Origin of the sequence: Chryseobacterium echinoideorum (genome assembly GCF_007474535.1) — a bacterium.
GTDB lineage: Bacteria > Bacteroidota > Bacteroidia > Flavobacteriales > Weeksellaceae > Chryseobacterium > Chryseobacterium echinoideorum.
The window spans coordinates 153,129-177,997 of sequence record NZ_VKNW01000002.1 but is presented as its reverse complement, the minus strand read 5'-3'; the positions used below and the strand labels follow the sequence as shown (position 1 = coordinate 177,997).

Genomic DNA, 24,869 nt, shown 5'->3' with positions numbered 1-24,869 from the left:
AGAATGGAATCAATCCTGAAATTTTACAGGAAATATGTACCGTAAAAATGCCTTTCGGGAAATATCAGAATACGGTTTTGGCAGATCTTCCGATCAGTTATCTTGAATGGTTTCAGAGGCAGGGAATGCCAAAAGGAAAACTGGGGATGCAGCTTGCTACGGTTTATGAAATAAAACTGAACGGTTTAACAGATTTATTGATCCCCATTCGTAAAGGATTAGTCAATTTCAAAAAATAATGAACTCAATAATACCAAAAAACAAAACCGGATTGAAAAGTCCGGTTTATTTATTTATCGTTCGTAAAACATATCTCATTTTCTGAACATTTCCGTATGCGGAATATTATCTTCAAGATACTTTTTACCCGTATCTTCAAATCCGAAATAAGAATAAAATCTTAGCAGGTAATCTTGTGCAGAAATCCTTATTTCAGAAGTTCTGAAGCGGTTTTCAATGATTTCAACAGCATACTGTATCAATTGTTTTCCCAAATTTTTCCCGCGTCCGTTTTCTGAGGTTAAAACTCTCCCAATAGAACATTCAGTATATTTAATACCCTTATCAAAAATCCTGCAATAAGCCAGAACGGTATGATCTTTTTCCGCCCATAGATGAAGGGCTTTTCTGTCATAATTATCCAGATCAGGGTAAGGACAGTTTTGTTCTACTACAAATACATCTACTCTCGCTTTGATCACTTCATAAAGTTCAGAAGTCGTCATTTCTTCAAAACTTTTTACTTTCCAGATTATATTACTCATCAAAACTTACACTATTGTTGGCTAAAAATTCATTAGTTTTCTGAATGAAATGTAAAATTTCCTCACAGCCTTCTTTTTTTTCCGCTGAAGTCAGATACAATTCCGGCAGATCTTCCCATGTTTTAAGAAGCTCAGCTTTATAATTTTCAATATTCTGGAGTGCAACATTAGGTTTAAGTTTATCCGCTTTTGTAAATACTATTGAAAACGGAACACCGCTTTCTCCGCACCACTGGATAAATTCCAGATCTATTTTCTGCGGACTGTGACGCGAGTCTACCAACACAAAAAGATTGACCAGATTTCTCCTGTTTAAAATATAATTGGTAATGAGCTTTTCAAAATCTTTTCTGATAACTTTTGACACTTTTGCATATCCATATCCCGGCAAATCAGTAAGATACCAGTTTTCGTTTACTAAAAAGTGATTGATAAGCTGAGTTTTTCCAGGCGTACCCGAAGTTTTTGCTAAATCTTTATGATTCATCATCGCATTGATAAGCGAAGACTTTCCTACATTTGATCTCCCGATAAAAGCATATTCAGGCATATTCGGCTCAGGACATTCCTGCCATTTGCCGCTGCTTTTTACAAAAGTTGCTGTTTTAATAACCATTGATCTGATTTTTATTTAGAAAAATAAACCATTAAGAACTTTCTTAATGGCTATTGTTTTATACTTTATCTTTTACCCAGTTGTAAAGAATTTCGTTGAATTCGTCCGGTTTTTCCATCATCGCAGCATGTCCGCACTTATCAATCCAGAATAAATCTGAGTTCGGAATAAATTTATGCATATCTTCCGCCACTTCCGGTGGTGTCACATTATCCTGCTTCCCCCAAATCAGACACGTAGGTCTGGATATTTTTGGCAGATCATTCAGCATATTATGTTTAATGGCACTTCTTGCCAGCATTACCGTCTTGATGCCTTTCATTCGGTCATTCACCACGCTGAAAACTTCATCTACTAAATCTTCAGTAGCTATAGCAGGATCATAAAAAACCTCCTCCGCTTTCTTTCTGATATAAGAGCGGTCATTCTTTCTCGGAAAACTATCACCAAAAGCTCTTTCATATAATCCTGAACTTCCGGTAAGAACCAGATTCTGAACCAGATCCGGTCTTGCTAGTGTTAAAATAAGACCTACATGACCTCCCATAGAATTTCCTACTATGGTCACCGGCTTTCCGATCGTGGTTTCAATAAACTTAATAACGTATTTTGCAATGGTTGTAAGATTGGTATTAAGAACCGGCAAATCGTAAATCGGCAGTTGAGGCACATACACCTTAAATCCGTTTTCTGAAAAAAAATTCACCATTTTATCAAAATTACTCAAACCACCCATAAGCCCATGCAGAAGCACAAGCGGATGACCTTCTCCCGCTTCTATAAAGTTATATTTCTTTTCTTTTTTTGTACTAAATCTCATAAAGTGCCTGTATAAGCCTTGCAAAAATACAAATTAAACACCAAAATTGTTTTGATGTCTCTAATTTAAACTAAAAATAATATATTCGCCCACTTCTGAAAAGAAATTTGAAATTCTTTTTCTTATGCAATAAATAAAGCTTTTAAAGACTGACAAATAATAATATTTATCTAACTGATAATCAACGAACATCAAAACTTATTAACATTAAGTCAAAAAGTGGGAAAAAGTGGGAAATTTTGGAAAAATATTTCTAATTTTGTCCCAAATGAGAAATTTCATTGGAACATACGAGTGCAAAATAGACGACAAGGGTCGCCTGAAAGTGCCTTCATCGCTTATCAAGCAGATGGAGAACTTTGAGGATAAAACCTTTGTGGTAAAACGCTCTGTGTTTCAACCATGTCTTGAAGTTTATCCTATGAAAGCCTGGGATAAACTGATGGAAAAGATTAACAAACTGAATAGATTCATCAAAAAAAATGCAGATTTTATCCGAATGTTTACTGCAGGAGTAAAAATGGTAGAGCTTGATACCGCCGGAAGACTGCAGGTTTCTAAAGACCTTACCTCTTTTGCCCATCTTACAAAAGATGTTGTTGTCACAAGTGCCGGAGAACTTTTTGAAATCTGGGATAAGGAAGCTTATGAAAAAGTAATAGCAACTAATGAAGAAGATTTTGCCAATCTGGCAGAAGATGTAATGGGAGCTTTTGATGAAGAATAATTAATGTAAACACAAATACAGAATGTATCACAACCCCGTTTTATTGAAGCAAAGTGTGGACGATTTGGTGACGAATCCTGACGGAATATACGTGGACTGCACCTTTGGTGGTGGTGGGCATTCCCGTGAAATTGTAAGCCGCCTTTCTGGAAAAGGAAAATTATACGCCTTTGACCAAGACCTTGATGCACTTGAAAATTCTTTTAATGACGAAAGATTTACGCTCATCAACCAAAATTTCAGATTTCTGGAAAATTCTCTGCTGATGTACAGCGTTTCTCAGGTGGATGGAGTTCTGGCTGATCTCGGCGTTTCTTCACATCAGTTTGATGAAGCTGAAAGAGGTTTTTCTACCAGAAGTAATGCTCCGCTTGACATGCGGATGAACGTAATGCAAAGTCTTGACGCTAAAAAAGTTATCAACGAATATGACGAAGAAGCTTTAGCAGATATTTTTTATTATTATGGCGAACTCAGAGAGGCTAGAAAACTGGCACGTGACATCGTTCATCACAGGAAATCAAAAACAATAGAAACTACCGAAGATCTGAAAAAACTGTTCAGTTACCTTCCGCCTCATAAAGTAAATAAATTTTATGCCCAGCTGTTTCAGGCAATAAGAATTGAGGTTAATCAGGAATTGGAAGTTCTGAAAGAAATGCTGGTACAGTCATATAATATTTTAAAACCGGGAGGAAGACTTGTCGTGATTTCTTATCACTCTCTTGAAGACCGTCTTGTAAAAAGATTTTTGAAAAACGGAATGTTTGAAGGCGAACCGGAAAGAGATATTTACGGAAATTATAAAAAAGCATTTGAACTGGTAAAAAGTAAAGCGATAATTCCTGATGACAAGGAAATTGAAGAAAACTCAAGAGCCAGAAGTGCAAAAATGAGAACAGGAATAAAATTGTAAAGGTAAACGAGTGAATTGTCAGTAGTGAATTTTTAAAATTGACAATTGACAACAAAGCAAATTCACTGCAAAGCAAATTGACATTAAAAAAGCTGTGGCAAAAAGAACAACATACAAACCTCAGAAGAAGCTCACCTTTATAGATATTGTAAAGGGAAATTTCCTCAATCGGGATGAGCTAAAGATGTACTACAAGTACTTTCTGCTGCTTTTTGTTTTAATGATGGCAATGATTTACAGCAATCATCTGGTTAATAAAAAAATTAAAATTGTCAACGCACTAAAAGAACAGACAGAAGAGTACAAATCAAGAAATGCATTTGCTCAAAGTAAATTAATAAAAGTAAAAATGGAATCTCAGCTGGGAAAAGAAGTAGCTGCAGATTCATTAATACCGCTGGAAAACCATCCACATAAATTGTTAATAAAATTAGACAGTACTGATGCAAAAACAAAATGATTACGATAACAAGCGAAAAAAAACGCTGCGATGGGGATACCTTTTTGCAGTGGTCGCTCTATGCGTTTTTGTCATGTTTTTGGGAAGAATCATTATTCTTCAAAATACTAATGTTCAGGAAATTAAAGATGACTATATCAACAATAATTACAGAACAGCTACTTTGAAGGCAGCAAGAGGAAATTTATACGCATCAGATGGTTCCATATTGGCAACAACAGTGATGAGATATGATATTTATCTTGATTTCAAAACCATAAAAGATACCGTTTATAGCAATAATATCGGAGCCCTTACTGACTCTTTAAGCAAAATGTTCGGAAAGCCAAGAGCTGATTTCAGAAAAAGATTTGATGAGCAGAGAAAGAAAAAAAATCAATATTACACTCTGGTAAAAGGTCTTGATTTTGACCAGTATGACAGAATCAGAAATTTTCCGATTTTCCGAAAAGGAAAAAATAAAGGAGGTTTTATTGTTGACCGTAATTATAAGCGTGAACTTGCAACCACAGAAATCGGGTCAGGAACCATCGGAATGGATCGTGGCAAATACAGCTCAGGTCTTGAAGGTGCTTTCTCTAAATACCTTACGGGAACAGACGGAAGCAGATTAGAACAAAGAGTGAATTCTTCCCAATGGAAACCAATTGATTATTGGAAAGTAAACGAACCTACAGACGGACAGGATGTATATACTACTTTAGATCTAAGAATCCAGGATATAGCACATTCAGCATTAGAAAAACAATTGATTAATTTCGAAGCAAAACATGGGACAGTAATCGTAATGGAAGTCTCAACGGGAAAGGTAAAAGCCTTGGTTAATTTAACCAAAACCGAAGACGGAACTTATACAGATTCCTATAACTATGCGCTGAAAGATGGTATCGAACCAGGTTCTACCTTTAAAACGGTTTCGCTTTTAGCAGCAATGGATGACGGATTTATTGACGAGAATACAACAGTAGATATCGGAAACGGGGTGTGGGTGTATGCCGGACAAAGAATCAGCGACGGACATGGTCACGGAACCTACGATATTAGTGATGTTTTGGCTAAATCAAGTAATGTAGGCACCGCTAAATTAATTACAAAATTTTATGGTGATAAGCCAAGTATTTTCCTTGATCATTTAAAAAGATGGAAAATGCTCGACAAAATGGATATTGAGCTTCCCGGTATTACAAAACCATTTGTGTATACTCCAGAGCATAAAAAATGGAGTAAAGGAACTTTTGCCTCCACATCTTTTGGATATGCAAGTAATTTTAATCTTCTACAGCTCACCACATTTTACAACGGAGTAGCTAACGGAGGCAAAATGCTGAAGCCTTTATTTATTGATAAGATAATGAAAGACGGTAAGGTACTGTATAATGCGAAACCGGAAGTAATGGTAAGCAAAATGGCATCTGAAAAAGCTATTAAAATGATGACCAGCGCCCTAACAAAAGCAGTAGAAAAAGGAACCGCAAAAAGTATTTTCACGCCTAATTTAAGAATGGCAGGAAAAACAGGAACCGCAAGATTTGAATATTGGTTGCCTGGTCCGATGAAATACAGAGCTTCATTTGCCGGTTTTTATCCGGCAGACAATCCTAAATACACTTGCTATGTGATGATTAGCGAGCCTAATGTTTCCAAAGGATTTTATGGGGGAACCGTATCTGCACCGGTCTTTAAAGAAATAGCTGGTAAAACCTTCCTGAAGACACCGCAAAATATTGAAAAAGAAATGCTTGTTGATAAAAAGGTTAATCTGAATAAAATGGTGGAACCTAATGTAAAAGTGGTTGTAACCAATAAAAAAATGCCAAATGTGGTGGGATTAATCGGGAAAAATGTAATTCCGCAGCTTGAAAATTTAGGATACAGAATAGATTTTAAAGGGGTTGGTAGGATAAAAGAGCAGTTTCCGCTGGAAGGGACAAATATTAGTAAAAACCAGAGAATTTATTTATCTCTTCAAAACTAAATAAAGCATAAGAAAATGCAGTTAAATGATTTATTAAACAGAATTCCGGTAATAGAAATTCGTGGTAATCAAAACCGTGAGATTTCCGATTTGGTTTTCGACAGCAGAAAGGCGACAGAGAACTCTTTGTATATTGCAATGAGAGGAACCGTTGTGAATGGACATTCATTTATTGCATCTTCAATTGAAAAAGGAGCAAAAACAATAGTTTGTGAAGAGTTTCCTGAAAATTTAGCCGGAAATGTAACTTATGTAAAAGTAAAAGATTCTTCAAAAACTTTAGGAAGGCTGGCTTCTAATTTTTACGGGAATCCTTCTGAAAATTTAAAATTAATCGGTGTAACCGGAACCAACGGCAAAACGTCTGTCTCTACTCTACTTTTTGATGTCTTTAAAAATTTAGGATATAGCTCAGCTCTTCTTTCAACAGTTGAGATCAGGATTGGTGATGAGGTTATTCCTGCAACACATACCACTCCGGACGTTATTACCATCAATAAAATTTTAGCTGAAGCAGTTGATGCAGGTTGTGAATTTGCCTTTATGGAAGTAAGCTCTCACGGGATTGCCCAAAACAGAATTGAAGGTTTACATTTCAAAGTTGCAGGTTTTACCAATCTTACACACGATCATTTAGATTATCATAAAACTTTCGAGGAATATCTTAAAACTAAAAAAAGGTTTTTTGATGAATTAAATGATGAAGCTATTGCCATTACCAACATTGACGATAAAAACGGAAATGTAATGCTTCAGAATACAAAAGCACAGAAAAGATCTTATGCTTTGAAAACTATGGCAGATTATCACGGAAGACTTCTGGAAGTTGATTTCAACGGAATGCTGCTTAATTTCAACGGAAAAGAATTCTGGACTACATTAACGGGAAAATTCAATGTTTATAACCTTTTGTTGGTTTTCGGGGTTGCTTCTGAATTGGGTTTTGAACACGATGAAATTCTTCAGGCAATCAGCAGACTAAAAAGAGTAAACGGAAGGTTTGAAACCTTCAAATCAGACGGCGGAATTTTCTTTATTGTAGATTACGCTCACACTCCCGATGCATTAGAAAATGTTTTAGACAGCATTAATGACATCAGAACAAAAAACGAAAGGCTAATCACAGTTTTCGGTTGCGGGGGCGATAGAGATCACTCAAAAAGACCAGAAATGGGAAATATTGCGACAAAGAAATCTACGTTGGCGATCATCACTTCAGACAATCCGCGAACGGAAGACCCGAATGCAATTATAAAAGAAATTGAAGCAGGTGTTGAACCTCAGAATTTCAGTAAATATACTTCGATTCCCGACAGAAAAGAAGCGATAAAAATGGCAATAAAATTTGCCGAGCCAAAAGATATTATCCTCGTTGCTGGAAAAGGTCACGAAAATTATCAGGAAATTGATGGTGTAAAACATCATTTTGATGATAAAGAAATAATTAATGAGCTTTGGAAGCTGATGAGCAAGTAAATTTAAGCATTAAATCTTAAACCATAAACTTTGAACTAAATGCTATACTACCTATATGAATATTTAACCAATCACGGAATTCACATTCCCGGTCTCGGAATGCTGAGGTATATCTCGTTCCGTGCAGGAATGGCAGTTTTGCTTTCTCTTACCATTGCTTTGGTATACGGAAAGAGAATCATCAATTATCTCAGAGCAAAACAGATGGGCGAATTGGTTCGTGATCTTGGTTTGGATGGTCAGAAACAAAAAGAAGGAACTCCTACAATGGGTGGTCTCATCATTATTTTGGCAACCATTATTCCGGTTTTGCTGTTTACAAGAATTACCAATATTTATATTATCCTTTTGCTTGTAACCGTTTTGTGGATGGGAGCTATTGGTTTTTTAGATGATTATTTAAAGAAAATTAAAAAAAACAAAGACGGCTTAAGCGGAAAATTTAAGATAATAGGACAAGTTGGTTTGGGGTTAATTGTCGGAGTTACAATGTATTTCCATTCTGATATTACGGTAAAGAGAAAATATGCAGATGCAAAAGTAGTCAACAGAAACAATGTAGAGCAAAACTTTATGCCAACCGAAAATATCACCGTTTCTACAGTTCCATTCACTAAAAATAACGAATTCGATTACAGCGGTTTTCTATTTTGGATGAATGACGAAGATGCTCACGAATGGGCTTGGGTGGTATTTATCCCGATTGTGATATTCATTGTAACCGCTGTTTCCAATGGAGCTAATATTACCGACGGAATTGATGGTCTTGCCGCAGGAACCAGTACAATTATTCTCCTTGCATTGGCGTTTTTTGCTTATGTTTCAGGAAATATCATTTTTGCAGATTACCTCAACATCATGTTTCTTCCGAATATGGGTGAAACTACCATTTTTGCAGTCGCAATGGTGGGAGCGGTCATCGGATTTTTTTGGTATAATACATATCCGGCTCAGGTTTTCATGGGTGATACGGGAAGCCTTATGTTGGGCGGAGTGATTGCCGTTTTAGCCATTATATTAAGAAAAGAACTGATGATTCCTGTACTTTGCGGAATTTTTCTGATAGAAAACATTTCGGTAATGCTTCAGGTAGCTGTTTTTAAATATAGAAAAAGAAAATTTGGGATTGAATATGCCCAAAACAACAGATTGTTTAAAATGTCACCCTTGCATCATCATTATCAGAAAGAAGGATTTCACGAAAGTAAAATCGTTAACAGAATGATTATCATTGGAGTTATGCTGGCAATCGTATGTCTCATTACATTGAAGATGAGATAAAATCAATTTAAAATTGAAAGATTTAAAGTATTTAAAATTCTTAAATGATCTAAATCTTTTAATCATTAAATATAAAATGATATGAAAATAGTTGTTTTAGGAGGAGGAGAAAGCGGTTGTGGTGCTGCTTATTTGGCGAAAAAGAAAGGCTTGGAAGTTTTTCTTTCAGACAGATCTGCCATTAAAGATCACTACAAACAATTTTTATTGGAAAATGAGATTGAATTTGAGGAGGAAAATCATGATGAAGAAAGAATTCTCAATGCTGACTGGATTGTAAAAAGCCCGGGAATTCCGAAAAAAGCAGACATCATCCATAAAATTCACGAGAAAGGAATCAGGCTTTCTTCTGAAATTGAATTTGCCTCTGAATTTACCGATGCCAAAATCATCGCCATTACAGGAAGCAACGGAAAAACAACAACAACGTCCCTGATCTATTACATACTGAAAAATGACGGATTAAATGTAGGTCTCGGCGGAAACATCGGCTTTAGTTTTGCAAAGCAGGTTGCCGATGAAAACTATGAATATTATGTTTTGGAGGTAAGCTCTTTTCAATTAGATGATATTCAGAATTTCAGACCGTATATCTCTTTGTTGCTAAATCTGTCTAAAGATCATTTGGATCAGTACAATTACAACTACGAAGAGTATGCATTAGCCAAATTCAGAATAACTGAAAATCAGGAGAATGACAATTTTTTCATCTACAACAAGGACGATGAAATGAGTAAAAACATTCTCGAAAAGTTTGAAGTAAAGGCTAAAATGATTCCTTTTTCAACGCACGAAAAATTATCGGAAGGAGGTTTCATTGAGGAAGATAAAATTGTAGTTAAGCTGAAAGATGAGCTATCAATGAAAATTGATGAACTTTCTTTATTAGGAAATCATAATGTTGCCAACAGCCTAGCCGCTTCAATCGCAGGTAAAATACTGGAAATCAATAATGAAAGTATAAGAAACTCATTGATGACTTTTCAGGCAGTTGAACACAGACTGGAATTTGTAACTGAAATTGATGGCGTTAAATACATTAACGACAGCAAAGCAACCAATGTGAATGCGGCATATTATGCCTTAGAAAGCATGAAAAATCCAACCGTATGGATTGTCGGCGGAGTAGACAAAGGAAATGACTATACCGAAATAGAAGATTTAGTTAAAAGAAAAGTAAAAGCAGTTGTTTGTCTCGGAATTGATAACCAGAAGATTATTGATTTTTTCAAAGATAAAAAAGACATTATATACAATACCTCAAGTATGGAAAGCGCAGTAGAAATATCAAAAGCTATTGCTAAAAAGGGAGATACGGTCTTACTTTCACCGTGCTGCGCAAGTTTTGATTTATTTAAAAGCTACGAAGACAGAGGAAAACAGTTTAAAGAGCAGGTGCTAAAGAATTAACAATGAATAGTTAAAAGTGAAAAAGAATTTTTCATTATTTATTTAATAATATGAACGAACAGATTACAGAAAGCAGATTTGAATTTCTAAAGGGCGATAAGGTACTTTGGATGGTCATTCTTGTGATCTCCATTTTCTCCATTTTCCCGGTGTATTCTGCAAGCTCAAATCTGGAATATATTGTGAATAACGGAACCACAACCGGTCACGTAATGAAACACATGTTTTTTGTAGTCTTAGGACTGGGAATCATGAGATTGGTAGGAACTGTAAAATATGAATACATGGGTAAACTCAGCAGTATCATGCTTGGTTTAATGATTATTTTACTGATCATCACAATGTTTACAGGACAAACTATCGACGGAGCGAGTGCCTCAAGATGGTTGAAAATTCCCGGGACACCCATTTCGTTTCAGCCTTCGTCATTTGCTTTTTTAATGCTGATTATTTATCTGTGCAGATATTTAACCAAAAAAATAACGAGAGAAAGACTTCCAATTGAGAATATAATGTACATTTTCGGACCAATTCTTCTGGTTTTTGTATTGGTTGCAAAAGATAATGGTTCCACGGCTTTGATGATTTTAATGGTTTCTGTAATTGTTCTGGTTATTGGACAACTTCATTGGAAGTATATTGCAGGGTTTATATCTGCTTCGTTTGTTGCTATTGTTTTGTTTTTACTGGTTGCTTTAAATACCAACTTAATTGGTGGCAACCGTGTTCATACATGGATGAGCCGTATCGAAACATTTACTTCAAGTAAAGCAAAATCTGCCGATGTAGATGATGAAAGTATAAAGGCAAAAAATTATCAGGTAATGCAGGCGAAAGCCGCCATCGTTCATGGTGGAATTACCGGAATGGGACCTGGGAAATCTGCTTTAAAACAAATGCTGCCACAATCTGCATCCGATTTTATTTTTGCAGTAATTGTTGAAGAATATGGCTTAATAGGAGCTGGATTTCTCATCAGTATGTATCTCATTATGGTGGTAAGAATTGTAATGATAGCCAGTAAAATGCCCGCATTTTTCGGTTCTTTACTCGTTCTTAGTCTCGGTGTGATGATTTTTATCCAGTTGGCGGTAAATATTGCCGTAGCTGTTAATCTGATTCCGGTTACCGGGCAGCCACTACCACTGATTAGTTATGGAGGAACCTCTATGTTGGTCACCTACATCCAATTAGGAATTATTTTAAACATCAGTTCCAGGATACAAATTTACGATGAAGAAGGAATGGGCAAAAAGCAAAGTATTGCTGAAATAAACGACATTGCATAGAGATAAATAATTATGAACAAAAAATTAAAAATTTTATTAAGCGGCGGCGGAACAGGAGGGCATATCTTCCCGGCAATCGCTATTGCAGATGAAATCAAAAAAAGATTTCCTCATGCAGAATTTTTGTTCATCGGAGCCAACGGCAAAATGGAAATGGAAAAAGTTCCTCAGTCAGGCTACAGAATTGAAGGATTAAATATTGCAGGTTTCGACAGAGGAAATTTGCTGAAAAATATAGGTTTGCCTTTTAAGCTTATCTCAAGTTTGCTGAAAGCCAAAAAAGTCATCAAGAAATTTAAACCAGATTTCGCAATAGGAACAGGAGGTTTTGCAAGCGGACCGGCTTTGTTTATGGCTGCAAAAATGGGAATTCCGACTTTTATTCAGGAGCAGAATTCTCTTCCTGGTAAAACAAATACAGCCAACGGAAAAAAAGCTAAAGCTATTTTCACAGCTTATCCGGATATGGAAAAATTTTTCTCAGGAACCAAAACTTATTTCTTAGGAAACCCTATTCGTCAGAATATTATTACAGATCTGATTGACAAAGATTTGGCTAAAGAAAAATTAGGCTTGGAAAAGAATAAACTTACCATTCTTTCAGTTGGTGGTTCTTTGGGTTCAAGAACTTTAAATAACGGATGGAAGGACAATTTAGACAAAATAAAAGAAAAGGATTATCAACTCATCTGGCAAACCGGAAAGTTGGATTTTGCTGAGATAACATCCAATATTCAGCATCATGCATCCATCCAAATTCGAGAATTTATCTCTGATATGGCTTTGGCTTATTCGGCAGCAGATATTATAGTTTCCAGAGCGGGTGCTATTGCCATTTCAGAATTGGCAGTAGCTCAAAAACCTGTACTTCTGATTCCGTTTCCATTTGCAGCAGAAGATCACCAAACCAAAAATGCGATGAATCTGGTCGAAAAAAAAGCAGCCAGAATGGTAAAGGATTCTGAAATGAAGGAAAAATTCTGGAATACTCTTTCAGAAATATGTGAAAATGAAAATGTAAGAAAGGAAATGTCTCAAAACTTGAAATATTTTGCAAAGCCTAATGCAGCAAGAGAAATTGTAGATGAGATTTTTAAAATGATAAAATAAGTATTACAGATGTCATTCTGAATGCAGCGGAACGAAGTGAAGAATCTCCATATTGAGATTTCTCATTCCCCGGAATGACAAAGCAAAATTTAGAGAAAAAAGAGAAAAAATGGTAATGAGACTGTTATAAGCAATCTCAAACTTCAAATCTCAAATAATATAAAATGAACAATTTAAATACATATCAAAATTTTTACTTCGTGGGAATCGGAGGTATAGGAATGAGTGCTTTGGCGCGATATTTCCATGCTTCGGGCAAAAATGTATTGGGCTATGATAAAACCAATACCAAACTCACACAAACTCTGATGAGCGAAGGAATTGATATTGTTTTTGAAGATATTATTGATGAAAAAATTACAACGCTTCAGAAAGCAGATACATTGGTAATTTATACTCCGGCCATTAAAAAGCTGGAAATCTTAGATTATTTTAATGAAAATGGATTTGAAGTCTTAAAACGTGCAAAAGTTTTAGGGTTAATTACAGAGAACACAGATTGTATCGCAGTTGCCGGAACCCATGGAAAAACAACAACATCTACTTTGGTTTCTCATTTGTGTAAAGAAGCAGATTTGCCTTTTTCATGTTTTTTAGGTGGAATTTCAGAGAATTTTAAATCAAATTTTCTGTACAACGGAAAAAAATATTCAGTTGTAGAAGCAGACGAATATGACAGAAGCTTCCTCAATCTCTCTCCTGATTGGGCAGTAATAACATCCACAGATGCCGATCATCTGGATATTTACGGCGATAAAAATACCATTGAAGAAGGATTCAGACAGTTTGCAGCTTTAGTTCCGGAAGACCAACAGCTTTTTGTAAGAAAAGGAATCGAAATCGGGAGACCGCATCTCACCTATGCCGTAAACGAAAAAGCCGATTATTATGCAGACAATTTGCACATTGTTGACGGATGGATGATGTTTGATTTTCATCATAACGGCAAGAAAGAAGAATTTGCATGGCTGATTCCCGGAACGCATAATGTAGAAAATGCAACGGTAGCTATTGCGATTCTGAATAATTTAGGAGTTGATTTTGAAATCCTTAAAAAAGGAATATCTTCTTTTAAAGGAATCAAAAGAAGATATACAAAACATATTTTCGACAGCGGAAAGATCTACATTGATGATTATGCACATCATCCTACAGAGCTTAATGCTGTGATAGATTCGGTGAGAACATTCAATCCGGAGAAAAGGCTTCTGATAGTTTTCCAGCCGCATTTATTCAGCAGAACCAAAGATTTTTCGGATGGTTTTGCAGAAAGCTTAAGTAAAGGAGATGAGCTGATTTTATTGGATATTTATCCTGCAAGAGAACTTCAGGAAAATTTTGAAGAAATTACTTCAGACTGGTTATTGGAAAAAGTGAAATTAGATAAAAAAGAAGTTTCAACATTAGGTGAATCTTTTAATAAAATAAAAGAAAAAGATTTTGATATTCTTCTTACGGTAGGAGCAGGAAATATAGATACGTTGTACGATCCTATTTGTGAGTGGCTAAGTAGTAAATAATTAAAAATAAAATTAAAACAATTTTAAATGTCTGAAATCTGGCATCTAAAATCTATCATCTTAAAATAATGAAAAATAAATACAGAATATTAAAAATTGTCATCACAGTAATCATCCTCGGATTTCTGTTGAGTTTCTCTTTGAAGAAATTCAGCGGGCAAAAGATTACCGACAATAAGATTTCTGTAAAAATGAATGAAAAAACGCCGGTTTATTTTATTGATGAAAAAGACATCCGTGAGATTGTGAATAAAGAGAATCCTTCACGAAAAGTAGGAGATCTAAACATTCCTGAGCTGGAAAAGAAAATCAATACGCTTCCCGCTGTAGACAGTGCGAATGTTTACCTGAATCTCAATGGAAAATTAAATCTGGATATTAAACAGAGAGTTCCTGTTTTCAGATTAAATAAAGACGGAAGAGATTTTTATGTAGACGAAAAAGGAGTAGAATTTCCAATTTCCAAAACATACTCTCATCCATGCATGCTGGTTACCGGTGATGTAAAAAAAGATGAATATCAAAAGCTTGCAGAACTCATCGAGAAAATTGACAAAGATGATTTCAGCAAAAAATATTTCATAGGAATTTCAAAAGATAGAAACAATGACTACAATCTCCTTACAAGTGAAGGCAATTATAAAGTAGAGATTGGCGATTTAGACAATATAGATTTCAAGGTAAAAGGCTTCAAAACCTTTGTAGAAAAATATCTTGTTTATCAGGATTCTCAGAAATACAGTATGATTTCTGTAAAATATCAAAACCAGATTGTTACTACTTTGAACCCTTATTTTAAGGAAAACGACAGTTTACTGAAAGCAAGAGGAAAAGATCTGGCAAAAATTTCAGAAAATTCCTCATTAAAGAAACAACCAGTGACAAAAGTCTCTGAAATTAAAAAAACAGCCTCCGTAAAAACTCAGACAGCAAAGTCAAAAGAAGTCAGGAAAACACAGAAAAAGACAACAGCAACAAGTCAGAAAACGAAGGCAAAAATTAAAATAGAATAAAAAAATCAAATCGATATAAACAATGGAAAATCAAGAGTATTCAGTAGGTCTGGACATTGGGACAACTAAAATTGTCGCCATTGTCGGAAGGAGGAATGCACACGGGAAAATAGAAGTTCTCGGTGTTGGGAAAGCCAAAAGTCTTGGGGTTCACAAAGGTATTGTGAATAATATTTCGCAGACCATCAACTCAATTAAGGCGGCTGTTTCGGAAGCACAATCAAGTGCAGGAGTTCCTATCAAAAAAGTAACGGTTGGAATTGCAGGCAAACACATCCGCTCGTTACAGCATTCCGATTACATTATGCGTGAACATCCGGATAAATTTATTACGGATGATGATATTGAAGCATTAAAGGATCAGGTAAAAAAACTGGTCATGCTTCCCGGCGAAGAAATTATACATGTATTACCACAGGAATATAAGGTTGATTCTGAAGGAGAAATTCAGGAGCCTGTCGGAATGCACGGAAAACGTCTCGAAGCCAATTTTCATGTTGTCGTTGGGCAAATGGGAAGCATCAGAAATATTGCAAGATGTGTAAGAGAAGCCGGTCTTGAGATGGAAGCGCTTACTTTAGAGCCTTTGGCATCTTCTGAAGCCGTTCTTACCAAAGAAGAAAAAGAAGCAGGAGTTGCGATCGTAGACATTGGTGGTGGTACTACAGATATTGCTATTTTTAAAGATAATATCATCCGTCATACATGCGTCATTCCTTACGGAGGTGGAATTATAACCGAAGATATTAAAGAAGGATGTTCAATTATAGAAAAGCATGCCGAGCAATTAAAGGTTAAGTTCGGTTCTGCTGTTCCCGAGCTGGAAAAAGACAGTACATTTGTAACCATTCCGGGACTTCACGGAAGACCGGATAAAGAAATTTCTCTTAAAACTTTGGCGCAGATCATCAATGCAAGAGTAGAGGAAATTCTGGAGATGGTCAATACAGAACTAAAAGCATACGGAGCATTTGAGCAAAAGAAAAAACTGATTGCAGGAATCGTTTTGACGGGTGGTGGTTCAAACCTGAAGCATCTTCGTCAACTGGCAAATTATACCACAGGTTTTGACAGCAGAATCGGTTTTGCTAATGAATATATCGCAAACGATAAAAATCAGTATCTTAAGGGACCGGAATTTGCTACTTCCATCGGATTATTAATGGAAAGTTTAAAGATCCGTGATAAAAAAACTCCCGTTGCAGAGGAAACTGTTGAAAATAAAACAGAAACTAAAACTGAAGAAATACAGACAGCTGTGGATGAGAATGATGATTCTCGACCTACAGTAATGCCACAACAGATTCAGGAGGAGATAAAGTCACAGCCTGCAAAACAGTCAAAGCCGACTTTCGGGCAGTCTTTGATGGAAAAAGTAAAAAAATTCTTTGAAGAAGTAGAATAAGTATAAATGATGAATGATAAGCGATGAATGATTTTCTCATCAATTATCAGAATCGATTATCAATTATAAAAAAATTAGACATGGAAAATATAGGTTCACAAGGATTTTCATTTGATTTGCCAAAAGGAAATTCATCAATTATAAAAGTAATCGGTGTTGGAGGCGGCGGTAACAACGCACTGAAGCACATGTACGAAAAAGGAATTCACGGAGTAGATTTCGTGATCTGTAATACCGATGCTCAGACTTTAGACAACAATCCGGTATCCAATAAAGTGCAGTTGGGCGTTACCATTACCGAAGGTCTTGGTGCCGGTGCAGATCCTGAAGTAGGAGAAAAAGCGGCTATCGAAAGTATTGAAGACATCAAAGCAGCTATGGGACAGAATACCAAAATGGTTTTTATTACTGCCGGAATGGGTGGTGGTACAGGAACCGGAGCTGCTCCCGTTATTGCTAAAGTTGCCAAAGATATGGGCATCCTGACTGTAGGAATTGTTACCGTACCTTTCAGCTTCGAAGGAAAAAGAAGACTGGAACAGGCAGAAAATGGTCTTGAAAAATTAAGAAATAATGTTGATTCTTTAATTGTTATCAATAATGATAAATTAAGACAACAGTTTGGAAATTTAGGCTTTAAACAAGGCTTTTCTAAAGCTGATGAGGTATTAACCAACGCCGCTAAAGGAATGGCAGAGGTAATCACAGGTTATTTTGATGTAAATATTGACTTCCGTGATGCCAAATCGGTTCTTCAAAATTCTGGAACAGCTTTGATGTCAACAGGCATGGCTTCAGGCGAAAACAAAGCGGAAGAAGCAGTGAAAAAAGCATTGGACTCTCCGTTGTTGAATGACAATAAGATTACCGGAGCAAGAAATGTACTATTACTCATCAGAAGTGGTGCAGAAGAAGCTACAATGGATGAGATCGGAATCATTATGGATTACATCCAGAAAGAAGCCGGAAATACAGCAGATATTATCTTCGGAGTTGGCGCTGATGAAGAATTAGGCGATGCAGTAAGTGTATTGGTGATTGCTACAGGATTCTCTAATGACAACAAAAAATTTGCAGGTCCTACAGAGAAAATCAGAATTGGTTTGAATGATGCTTTGGATACTCCAAAGGCTTCCCCTTTTAAAACAAAGGAAGAAAGAGAAACAACTCCGGAGCATGGATATGATTTTGGCGGAAAAAACCTTTTCAGATTAGACGATGAAGAACAGGATTCCCCTCAGTTTAAAATTTCTTCTACTGAAAAAAAAATGATTATTGAGGATGAAGACGTTAAAACTGAAATAAAATCCCCTGAAAAAGAGCAAGATACGATTGACAATCCCGCTCAAAGCTGGAAAAACAACGATGAATCTCAGGATGATGCATACAATCTTTTCTCTTTTGACGAAGAAGGAGATAATGATTTGGAAATTCAGTCATTTTCATTTGATTTTGAAGATAAAAAAGAAGAACAAAAAAACGATTCATTCTCAAAAAGCTATTCTGATGAAAAGCCTGTAGAGTTTAGTTTTACTGTTAATGAGCCGGTAAACGAGCCAAAATCAGATTTTGGTCAACCCAAAAATGAGGTGGAAACTTTCACAAAAACAGACGAAGAAACCGCTCCAAAGGCTCAAAATATATTTGAAGTAAAAGAAGAACAAAAAAATATTACAGAGCCAAAAACTGAAACTGAGATACCTAGTCAAACAGAAAGTGAATTTACTTTTGTCAGCAAACCTGCAGATCAGGAGCGTGTTCTGGAAAGAAGAAATAAACTGAAAGAGTTCAATTCTCGTTACCAGAATTTTGATATGGCCAATGAGTTTGAGTCTGTTCCTGCTTTTAAGAGAAAAAATATTTCTATTGACGGAAGCAACGCATCAGACCAGAATATCAACACGTATCTTTCTGATAATAACGGAGATATGAAAATAAGAGAAAACAGATTTTTGAATAAAGATGTAGACTAAAATAATGTAGCTATGTGGAAATGTACCAATGTAACAATCCCGAACTGTCATGCTGAGCTTTTTAAAGTACCTCATTGGTAAATTGTTACATTGATACATTGTTAAATTAATTAATATGAGTTTAGAATTAACAATAAGCGAGGCGATAAAAACAGCGATGAGAGCTAAAGATAAAGTAGCTTTAGATTCTCTTCGCGCTGTAAAATCACAAATATTATTATTGAAAACTGAAGCTTTGGGAAAAGAAGTTTCTCCGGAGCAGGAAATTGCTATTCTTCAGAGAATGGTGAAGCAGCGTAAGGATTCTTATGACCAGTTTTCTGCGCAGGGAAGAAATGACTTGGCAGAAGTAGAAGAAGCTCAGATGAAAATAATTGAGCAGTTTTTGCCTAAACAGCTTTCTTCAGAAGAGCTGGAAACGGAAATGAAAGCAATCATTGCTGAAACTGGTGCCGAATCTATGAAGGATTTAGGTAAAGTTATGGGAATAGCATCTAAAAATTTAGCCGGAAAATCTGATGGGAAAAGTATTTCCGAGATGGCAAAAAAGCTGCTTTCATAATGCATGATTGATAGAAGATAATTCAGGTGCAATCATCATGCATTAAATTTTATCATTTATCATTAATTTTTTTTGGATATTCAACCTTTGCATATCGATTTGATTAAAGAAGCCCGAAATTTATTTTTCGGGCTTCATTATTTATTTAAAATTTACAGAAATTTAAGCTTCACTTCTGAGCATTCCCCGCTCTCCGAAATACTTCTTAAACTTCTGGATTTTCGGTCCTACAACCGCACTGCAATAAGGCTGTAAAGGATTTTCATTATAATATCCTTGATGATATTGTTCAGCAGACCAAAATTTCTCCAGTTGTGACAGCTCGGTTACATAAGTTCCCTCCCATCTTTCTGTTTTTTTTGATATCTCAATAGCTTCTTCTGCTTTTGCTTTCTCCTCTTCATCTTTATAAAAAATTACTGACCGGTACTGGGTTCCAATGTCGTTTCCCTGTCTGTTGAGCTGTGTAGGATCATGCAGAAAAAAGAAAACATCCATCAACTGTTCATACGAAATCACATCAGCATTATAAGTAATCTGAACGACTTCTGCGTGACCTATTTCTCCTGTACAAACTTCTTCATAAGTCGGATGATCTTTATCACCTCCTGAATATCCGGAAACAGCAGAAATAACACCGTTAAGCATATTAAAACAATTTTCAACACACCAAAAACAACCTCCACCAAATGTAATTTGTTTCACATTATCCATTTTAAATATATTAATTTTTTCCTCTGCTGTCTTTTATTTCCTGAATTTTAGCTTCAAAATAATCTTTCCTTTGAGGATGTTTACCTATTAAAATCTGAAAAGCATTGATCGCTTTTGTATAAAGCTTTTGTTCAACATACAAATTGGCAAGAGTTTCCGTCATCAGATGTGAAATATCATCAGTTTTCTCTTTCACAACAAAATTAACTTCATCTTTCAGCTGGCTGATTTTAGGATTGTTTTCAATGAAAGACTCAATTACTTTAGTTTTTATTACAGCTTTTTCTTTCAGAATTTCTTCTGTACGATCAATTTTCAGCCAGTTTTGCCAGGTATTGATAAATCCGGGAACATTACTGTCTGCCAGAGCTTTTTCAGGAGTTTCAGAAGCACTTATATCTTTTTCTGTTTCCCCCTTTGGCGTTTTATTTTCCTTATTAATCAGCAAACTTGAAATTTCCGATCCGAAAAAAGACACATTCATTACAGGAACTTCCTCCTTCTCACCTTCGTCCTCCGTTATCGTGGTTTCTTCAATGGCTGCTTCGTTTTCTATATCAGTTTCAAAACCTTTTTTTTGCTCTTCAGGCTCAGCTTCAACAGATTCCAGATTCTTCACAGTTTCAGATTCTTTTACTGAGACTTCTTCAGTTTTATTATTTTGTTTTAATAAAGCATCGGGAAGATTATTTTCAAAATTCATCGGTTTCCATGTGGAATTTGCAATTTCCGGTTCTACCTCATCATTATTTATTTTTTGTGAAATATTTTGTTCATCATCTGCAGTTATTTTATCTTCTTTCTGTTTTTTATCAACAACAAAATCCTGTGTTTCTGCAAAACTGATCTCACTTCCCGAATGCTCTTCTTCATCTTTTGCCATTTCAGCTGCACTTTCCTGCTTCTGTGATTTCATCTTCTTTTCAACTTCTTCAATAAGACGTCTCATTTCTTCTTCATATTTATTTACAGAAGATTTAGAAGTCTCCATTTTTACCTGAGTTTCAGGATGTGAAGTCTCAATTTTCACATCAGGAAAAAAAGACTCTGTTCCGTGAAAACTCAGCTGAGTGTCATCATTTATTTGTTCGGCAATTTTAGGGGTTTCAATTTTGTCTTCATTAATGATGATTTCCGGATTTAGAATCTCGTTTGATTCATTCTTGCGATCAATTTTTTCAGATATACTTTCTGATTCTGATTCATTTTCAGGGTCAAAAGATTCAATTTTCAGAAAACTTAATTCTGATTCATCCTTTATTTTTTCTGAAGCTTTCTCTGAATCAATTGTATCTTCGTTAATAACTGTTTCTATATTCAGATTTTCTGCAACTGGCTCGGTTTCATTTTCTAAAGGACTGATTTCCTGCTGATTTTCTTCTCCTTCTTCATTTCCAGGCTCAAAAGATTCTATTTTCAGAAAACTTAATTCTGATTCATCCTTTATTTTATCCGAAGCTTTCTCTGAATCAATTGTATCTTCGTCAATAACTGTCTCTATATTCAGATTTTCTGCAACTGGTTCAGTTTCATTTTCCAAAGCACTGATTTCCTGCTGATTTTCTTCTATTTTTTCTTCTTGGGAAGATAAAGTTTCAGGTATTTTTGAATCTAACTGGATGGAAGCTGTTTGATTTTCCTCTAAATTATTTGCTTGAAGAATTTCTTCGTCTGTATTTTGAATTTCTGAGGATACCTCTTTTTTTTGGGTAACGATTACTCCGGATTCTAGTGTAGATTCCAGATCAATAGTTTCAGAATTTTCTTCACCCAGGAAATTTTCTTCACCCTCATATAAAATTCGGTTTCTTTCTCCGTTTACAAAAACAGGTTTAATCTCAGGCTTCGGAGCGATAAGATCTTGGGAAACAGCTTCATAATCATGTTTTAGTTGACCTATTCCGTTATCATTTTCAACAGGCTTCGTTTCTTCTTCTTTTACATTTTGAATTAACGGCTTTTGCTGTAATTTACCATTAATCAGCTGATAAAGAATTTTCTTATCCGTAGTGTAGGCTGCTGTAGTAGATAATTCTTTCTGATAATTTTCTCTATCAAAAAGGTGAACTCCATAAAGATGAAGTGCACGTATATTCTGAATATACGGGGAAGAATTAATTTCCTCTTTCAAAAGACTCAAATCTTCTGACTGAATGATTTTTGGATTTTTTAATAATTCTAAAACTCTGTTATTCATTATTTTACCAATTAGCTACAATGTCGTTAAAAATCTTATTAATAATTCTTTCTGTTACCAGCTTTACCTGTGATGTTTCAATCTGACTCTGCGTCAAGTCACTGTTAAAAACAGCTTCATCAGAATAATTTCTTTCAAAACTAAGTTCAGGATGAAGTTTATTTTCGTAACGCACTTTTACGGTAATCGTCAGTTTATTCTGAGACTGCTGAATTGTTCCTGCACTGGTCTGTTGTGTTGACGAACTGATAGTGGTGGGTGTGATTGCGTAATCTACGATCTCCCCTTCAATCAAAATATCCGGATTGGTTTTGGTCCCTTTTAAAGTAGTTCGCTGCAAAAATCTGTTTTGAATATCTGTAGAAAACTGCTGGGAAAGTGTCGGGTTTACTAAAGCTGCATTATTAGGAAACTCGTTGATCTGAACGGTTTTTTCGTCCTTCAAAGAAGATCCTGTAAATGTATAGCAAGAATGGAGCAAACTTATAGATACCAATAGAATAAAAACATTTTTGAGCGTGTTCATTGATTTTCTGATTAAATTTTATACGTTTTCTTCTGTTCCGATTTCTGTAATTTCATCATAGCTTATCTGCTCCATTGCATCTTCAAATGCAAAATAATTAGCTGTATAAGCAAAAGGAAGTGTAAATAAAATTCCTATTCCGCAAGCAATAATTCCTAAAGAACCTAATAAACTTACTGCGATACAAAAAACAAGAATATTGAAAAAATTATCTTTTGTCATAATTACAGACATCTTCCATGCAGTTTTAATATCGGTTACTTTTTTAAGCGATATTAATGCCATGATATAAAATCCTTTGACGATAAAGAAGAAGAACACAACATAAAAAACCATCATATACAAATAAAAGAATATAGGAAGTCCTGTTCTTCCCATTTCAGGATCTACATACGCTGTAGCAGGAATCATAAAAATAATAGGGAGATAAACAGCGACAATACCCGCCAAAATGATAAGTTGCAAGATCAAATAAGGTACAAAATCATCAAAATTGAAAATATCTCCCGGACTTGCAGGAATTCCCTTTGATTTATTTCTCAGAAATTTATAAAAATTCCCCATTGCTAAATAGCCACAAAACGGAATGATAGACATAAGAAAAGTCACGAGAAATCCCACGAAAATACTTCCAAAATCTTTTTTTAGCAGCTCAAAAGCTTTATTGATATATTCTCCAAACTTGAAGTTGATTGGCTTAGGTGTTAAGTTGATATTCATTTTTTATTAATTCTAATCTTCCAGATTATACTGTTTAATTTTTCTGTAGAGCGTTCTCTGAGAAATTCCCAGTTCATCTGCCGCTCTGTTTCTTCTTCCGTTGTGCTTCTCTAAGGCTTTCACAATCAGATCTTTTTCATTATTCTGTAGTGAAAGAGATACCGGTTTATTATCTTCAATTTCCACGTCTTCAAAATCATCAAAATTATCATCAGAATTAGATATGATGGTAGGATTTTGAATGTTATTCTGTCCTGAGTTATTATTGTTTTCAAAAAACAAAAGAGAATTCGGATTTGCCGGCTGCTGTGATTCCGAAGTATAAATTCTGTTAATCAGATTTTTTTCCTGATTGCTCAAATCTGAATTCCCTCTGTTTTTAATCAGTTCCGAAGTTAAGGATTTTAAATCATTAATATCATTCCGCATATCAAAGAGAATTTTGTACATAATTTCTCTTTCGCTTCCAAAATCACTTTGCTTTTGTGTATTCGGCTGGCTGACAACCATCGGAAGATGTGCATCCATCGGAATGTACTCTGCAAGTTTTTCTACTGATATTTTTCTTTCACGTTCTACTACCGTCATTTGTTCAACTAAATTTCTCAATTGGCGGACGTTTCCCGGGAAAGTATAATTTTCGATATAATGAACCGCACCTGGTTCCAGCTCCAATTCGGGCATTCTGTATTTTTCAGCAAAATCTATGGCAAATTTTCTGAAAAGCAAATGAATATCGCCTTTCCGTTCTCTCAAAGCAGGCATATCAATTTGGACGGTATTCAGACGATAAAACAAATCTTCACGGAATCTTCCGTCCTGAATTGCCTTCATCATGTTCACATTTGTTGCTGCAACAATTCTCACGTTTGTCTTCTGAACCTGTGAAGAACCTACTTTCATAAATTCTCCGCTTTCCAGAACTCTTAAAAGACGAACCTGAGTCTGTAAAGGTAATTCCCCTACCTCATCAAGGAAGATTGTTCCTCCATCAGCTACTTCAAAATAACCTTTTCTGGTTGCTGTTGCGCCTGTAAATGCTCCTTTTTCGTGTCCGAAAAGCTCGGAATCGATGGTCCCTTCAGGAATAGCTCCACAGTTGACGACAATATAAGGCTGATGTTTTCTTTTCGATTCTGAATGAATGATTTTAGGAATAAATTCTTTTCCTACCCCACTTTCTCCAATCACAAGGACTGAAATATCTGTTGGTGCCACCTGAATAGATTTTTCCAGGGCACGGTTTAAAGCCGGAAAATTTCCGATGATTCCGAAACGGTTTTTTATATTTTGTAGCTCGTTGCTCATAAGTAAAATAGATTATTGATTTTAGTTTTAGCCTGCATATAATAACTGCAGATCTGTTAATTGGTTTAAAAATAATTTGATTTGATT

At 35.4% G+C, this 24,869-nt stretch carries 23 protein-coding genes; 15 read left to right on the top strand and 8 right to left on the bottom strand.

All coding sequences use genetic code 11. The annotated features are described in order from the left end of the window. The first annotated feature begins 8 nt into the window (after nt 1-8). Complete coding sequence (locus FOL89_RS03195) at nt 9-239, top strand: DUF3820 family protein (protein ID WP_144281565.1); 231 nt, start codon at nt 9-11, stop codon at nt 237-239. A 75-nt stretch (nt 240-314) separates the two neighbouring features. On the opposite strand, the gene FOL89_RS03190 is transcribed toward FOL89_RS03195, so the two are convergent. From FOL89_RS03190 to FOL89_RS03180, 3 genes are read right to left on the bottom strand one after another with little or no spacing between them, the layout of a single operon-like run. Beyond that, on the bottom strand, nt 315-764 hold the full coding sequence (locus FOL89_RS03190; RefSeq protein ID WP_144281403.1) for a GNAT family N-acetyltransferase: 450 nt from the start codon (nt 762-764) through the stop codon (nt 315-317). Next, on the bottom strand, nt 757-1,380 hold the full coding sequence (gene yihA / locus FOL89_RS03185) for a ribosome biogenesis GTP-binding protein YihA/YsxC (RefSeq protein WP_144281402.1): 624 nt from the start codon (nt 1,378-1,380) through the stop codon (nt 757-759). Before yihA ends, FOL89_RS03190 begins: the two co-directional genes overlap by 8 nt. 58 nt (nt 1,381-1,438) lie before the next feature. Further along, on the bottom strand, nt 1,439-2,200 hold the full coding sequence (locus FOL89_RS03180) for an alpha/beta fold hydrolase (protein WP_144281401.1): 762 nt from the start codon (nt 2,198-2,200) through the stop codon (nt 1,439-1,441). 268 nt (nt 2,201-2,468) lie between these two features. Here FOL89_RS03180 and mraZ point away from each other — a divergent pair, with 268 nt between their 5' ends. From mraZ to FOL89_RS03110, 14 genes are all read left to right on the top strand, one after another. Further along, nucleotides 2,469-2,927, top strand: coding sequence for a division/cell wall cluster transcriptional repressor MraZ (gene mraZ, locus FOL89_RS03175; RefSeq protein ID WP_144281400.1), 459 nt, complete (start codon nt 2,469-2,471; stop codon nt 2,925-2,927). Between the two features lie 22 nt (nt 2,928-2,949). Next, nucleotides 2,950-3,843: a 16S rRNA (cytosine(1402)-N(4))-methyltransferase RsmH gene (rsmH, locus tag FOL89_RS03170; RefSeq protein ID WP_144281399.1), complete on the top strand. Its 894-nt coding sequence runs from the start codon at nt 2,950-2,952 to the stop codon at nt 3,841-3,843. A gap of 94 nt (nt 3,844-3,937) precedes the next feature. Continuing rightward, nucleotides 3,938-4,303, top strand: a complete 366-nt coding sequence (locus FOL89_RS03165; RefSeq protein WP_144281398.1) for an FtsL-like putative cell division protein — start codon at nt 3,938-3,940, stop codon at nt 4,301-4,303. Further along, on the top strand, nt 4,287-6,278 hold the full coding sequence (locus tag FOL89_RS03160) for a penicillin-binding transpeptidase domain-containing protein (RefSeq protein ID WP_144281397.1): 1,992 nt from the start codon (nt 4,287-4,289) through the stop codon (nt 6,276-6,278). The genes FOL89_RS03165 and FOL89_RS03160 overlap by 17 nt, the downstream gene beginning before the upstream one ends. 15 nt (nt 6,279-6,293) lie before the next feature. Further along, nucleotides 6,294-7,754 carry a UDP-N-acetylmuramoyl-L-alanyl-D-glutamate--2,6-diaminopimelate ligase gene (locus tag FOL89_RS03155; RefSeq protein ID WP_144281396.1) on the top strand — a complete coding sequence of 487 codons (1,461 nt, stop codon included), beginning with the start codon at nt 6,294-6,296 and terminating at the stop codon, nt 7,752-7,754. Nucleotides 7,755-7,793: 39 nt separating this feature from the next. Further along, nucleotides 7,794-9,035 carry a phospho-N-acetylmuramoyl-pentapeptide-transferase gene (gene mraY, locus FOL89_RS03150; RefSeq protein WP_144281395.1) on the top strand — a complete coding sequence of 414 codons (1,242 nt, stop codon included), beginning with the start codon at nt 7,794-7,796 and terminating at the stop codon, nt 9,033-9,035. A gap of 81 nt (nt 9,036-9,116) precedes the next feature. Continuing rightward, nucleotides 9,117-10,445: a UDP-N-acetylmuramoyl-L-alanine--D-glutamate ligase gene (gene murD, locus FOL89_RS03145; RefSeq protein WP_144281394.1), complete on the top strand. Its 1,329-nt coding sequence runs from the start codon at nt 9,117-9,119 to the stop codon at nt 10,443-10,445. Nucleotides 10,446-10,495: 50 nt separating this feature from the next. After that, nucleotides 10,496-11,734, top strand: a complete 1,239-nt coding sequence (locus FOL89_RS03140; RefSeq protein ID WP_144281393.1) for an FtsW/RodA/SpoVE family cell cycle protein — start codon at nt 10,496-10,498, stop codon at nt 11,732-11,734. A gap of 12 nt (nt 11,735-11,746) precedes the next feature. Next, nucleotides 11,747-12,844, top strand: coding sequence for an undecaprenyldiphospho-muramoylpentapeptide beta-N-acetylglucosaminyltransferase (gene murG / locus FOL89_RS03135; protein ID WP_144281392.1), 1,098 nt, complete (start codon nt 11,747-11,749; stop codon nt 12,842-12,844). Nucleotides 12,845-13,008: 164 nt separating this feature from the next. Next, nucleotides 13,009-14,364 carry a UDP-N-acetylmuramate--L-alanine ligase gene (gene murC / locus FOL89_RS03130; protein WP_144281391.1) on the top strand — a complete coding sequence of 452 codons (1,356 nt, stop codon included), beginning with the start codon at nt 13,009-13,011 and terminating at the stop codon, nt 14,362-14,364. A 68-nt stretch (nt 14,365-14,432) separates the two neighbouring features. After that, entirely contained in the window at nt 14,433-15,377 is a 945-nt protein-coding gene (locus FOL89_RS03125) for a cell division protein FtsQ/DivIB (protein ID WP_144281390.1), read from the top strand. Nucleotides 15,378-15,399: 22 nt separating this feature from the next. After that, the gene (ftsA, locus tag FOL89_RS03120) at nt 15,400-16,782 is read left to right on the top strand and encodes a cell division protein FtsA (protein WP_144281389.1); all 1,383 of its coding nucleotides are present in this window, start codon (nt 15,400-15,402) and stop codon (nt 16,780-16,782) included. 80 nt (nt 16,783-16,862) lie between these two features. Then, nucleotides 16,863-18,755, top strand: coding sequence for a cell division protein FtsZ (ftsZ, locus tag FOL89_RS03115; RefSeq protein ID WP_144281388.1), 1,893 nt, complete (start codon nt 16,863-16,865; stop codon nt 18,753-18,755). Nucleotides 18,756-18,870: 115 nt separating this feature from the next. Then, complete coding sequence (locus tag FOL89_RS03110) at nt 18,871-19,317, top strand: GatB/YqeY domain-containing protein (protein ID WP_144281387.1); 447 nt, start codon at nt 18,871-18,873, stop codon at nt 19,315-19,317. 162 nt (nt 19,318-19,479) lie between these two features. Here FOL89_RS03110 and msrA read toward each other — a convergent pair whose 3' ends face one another. The 5 genes from msrA to FOL89_RS03085 are packed head-to-tail and all read right to left on the bottom strand — an operon-like array spanning nt 19,480 to nt 24,782. Continuing rightward, a complete protein-coding gene (gene msrA / locus FOL89_RS03105) occupies nt 19,480-20,031 on the bottom strand; it encodes a peptide-methionine (S)-S-oxide reductase MsrA (RefSeq protein ID WP_144281386.1) in 552 nt (183 codons plus the stop codon). Nucleotides 20,032-20,041: 10 nt separating this feature from the next. Continuing rightward, a complete protein-coding gene (locus FOL89_RS03100) occupies nt 20,042-22,228 on the bottom strand; it encodes a hypothetical protein (protein WP_144281385.1) in 2,187 nt (728 codons plus the stop codon). Nucleotides 22,229-22,232: 4 nt separating this feature from the next. Next, nucleotides 22,233-22,754: an LptE family protein gene (locus FOL89_RS03095; RefSeq protein ID WP_144281384.1), complete on the bottom strand. Its 522-nt coding sequence runs from the start codon at nt 22,752-22,754 to the stop codon at nt 22,233-22,235. A gap of 18 nt (nt 22,755-22,772) precedes the next feature. Continuing rightward, nucleotides 22,773-23,474 carry a hypothetical protein gene (locus FOL89_RS03090; RefSeq protein WP_144281383.1) on the bottom strand — a complete coding sequence of 234 codons (702 nt, stop codon included), beginning with the start codon at nt 23,472-23,474 and terminating at the stop codon, nt 22,773-22,775. Between the two features lie 12 nt (nt 23,475-23,486). After that, on the bottom strand, nt 23,487-24,782 hold the full coding sequence (locus tag FOL89_RS03085; protein ID WP_144281382.1) for a sigma-54 interaction domain-containing protein: 1,296 nt from the start codon (nt 24,780-24,782) through the stop codon (nt 23,487-23,489). Nucleotides 24,783-24,869 lie beyond the last annotated feature (87 nt).

What these genes read in the sequence shown, in the direction of transcription:
- FOL89_RS03110 (WP_144281387.1), top strand. Translation starts at nt 18,871, where the DNA reads ATGAGTTTAGAATTAACAATAAGCGAGGCGATAAAAACAGCGATGAGA.
- mraY (WP_144281395.1), top strand. Translation starts at nt 7,794, where the DNA reads ATGCTATACTACCTATATGAATATTTAACCAATCACGGAATTCACATT.
- FOL89_RS03100 (WP_144281385.1), bottom strand. Translation starts at nt 22,228, where the DNA reads ATGAATAACAGAGTTTTAGAATTATTAAAAAATCCAAAAATCATTCAG.
- FOL89_RS03140 (WP_144281393.1), top strand. Translation starts at nt 10,496, where the DNA reads ATGAACGAACAGATTACAGAAAGCAGATTTGAATTTCTAAAGGGCGAT.
- FOL89_RS03090 (WP_144281383.1), bottom strand. Translation starts at nt 23,474, where the DNA reads ATGAATATCAACTTAACACCTAAGCCAATCAACTTCAAGTTTGGAGAA.
- FOL89_RS03160 (WP_144281397.1), top strand. Translation starts at nt 4,287, where the DNA reads ATGCAAAAACAAAATGATTACGATAACAAGCGAAAAAAAACGCTGCGA.
- ftsZ (WP_144281388.1), top strand. Translation starts at nt 16,863, where the DNA reads ATGGAAAATATAGGTTCACAAGGATTTTCATTTGATTTGCCAAAAGGA.
- murC (WP_144281391.1), top strand. Translation starts at nt 13,009, where the DNA reads ATGAACAATTTAAATACATATCAAAATTTTTACTTCGTGGGAATCGGA.
- FOL89_RS03095 (WP_144281384.1), bottom strand. Translation starts at nt 22,754, where the DNA reads ATGAACACGCTCAAAAATGTTTTTATTCTATTGGTATCTATAAGTTTG.
- FOL89_RS03190 (WP_144281403.1), bottom strand. Translation starts at nt 764, where the DNA reads ATGAGTAATATAATCTGGAAAGTAAAAAGTTTTGAAGAAATGACGACT.
- rsmH (WP_144281399.1), top strand. Translation starts at nt 2,950, where the DNA reads ATGTATCACAACCCCGTTTTATTGAAGCAAAGTGTGGACGATTTGGTG.
- murD (WP_144281394.1), top strand. Translation starts at nt 9,117, where the DNA reads ATGAAAATAGTTGTTTTAGGAGGAGGAGAAAGCGGTTGTGGTGCTGCT.
- msrA (WP_144281386.1), bottom strand. Translation starts at nt 20,031, where the DNA reads ATGGATAATGTGAAACAAATTACATTTGGTGGAGGTTGTTTTTGGTGT.
- FOL89_RS03180 (WP_144281401.1), bottom strand. Translation starts at nt 2,200, where the DNA reads ATGAGATTTAGTACAAAAAAAGAAAAGAAATATAACTTTATAGAAGCG.
- FOL89_RS03155 (WP_144281396.1), top strand. Translation starts at nt 6,294, where the DNA reads ATGCAGTTAAATGATTTATTAAACAGAATTCCGGTAATAGAAATTCGT.
- murG (WP_144281392.1), top strand. Translation starts at nt 11,747, where the DNA reads ATGAACAAAAAATTAAAAATTTTATTAAGCGGCGGCGGAACAGGAGGG.
- mraZ (WP_144281400.1), top strand. Translation starts at nt 2,469, where the DNA reads ATGAGAAATTTCATTGGAACATACGAGTGCAAAATAGACGACAAGGGT.
- FOL89_RS03085 (WP_144281382.1), bottom strand. Translation starts at nt 24,782, where the DNA reads ATGAGCAACGAGCTACAAAATATAAAAAACCGTTTCGGAATCATCGGA.
- ftsA (WP_144281389.1), top strand. Translation starts at nt 15,400, where the DNA reads ATGGAAAATCAAGAGTATTCAGTAGGTCTGGACATTGGGACAACTAAA.
- FOL89_RS03125 (WP_144281390.1), top strand. Translation starts at nt 14,433, where the DNA reads ATGAAAAATAAATACAGAATATTAAAAATTGTCATCACAGTAATCATC.
- yihA (WP_144281402.1), bottom strand. Translation starts at nt 1,380, where the DNA reads ATGGTTATTAAAACAGCAACTTTTGTAAAAAGCAGCGGCAAATGGCAG.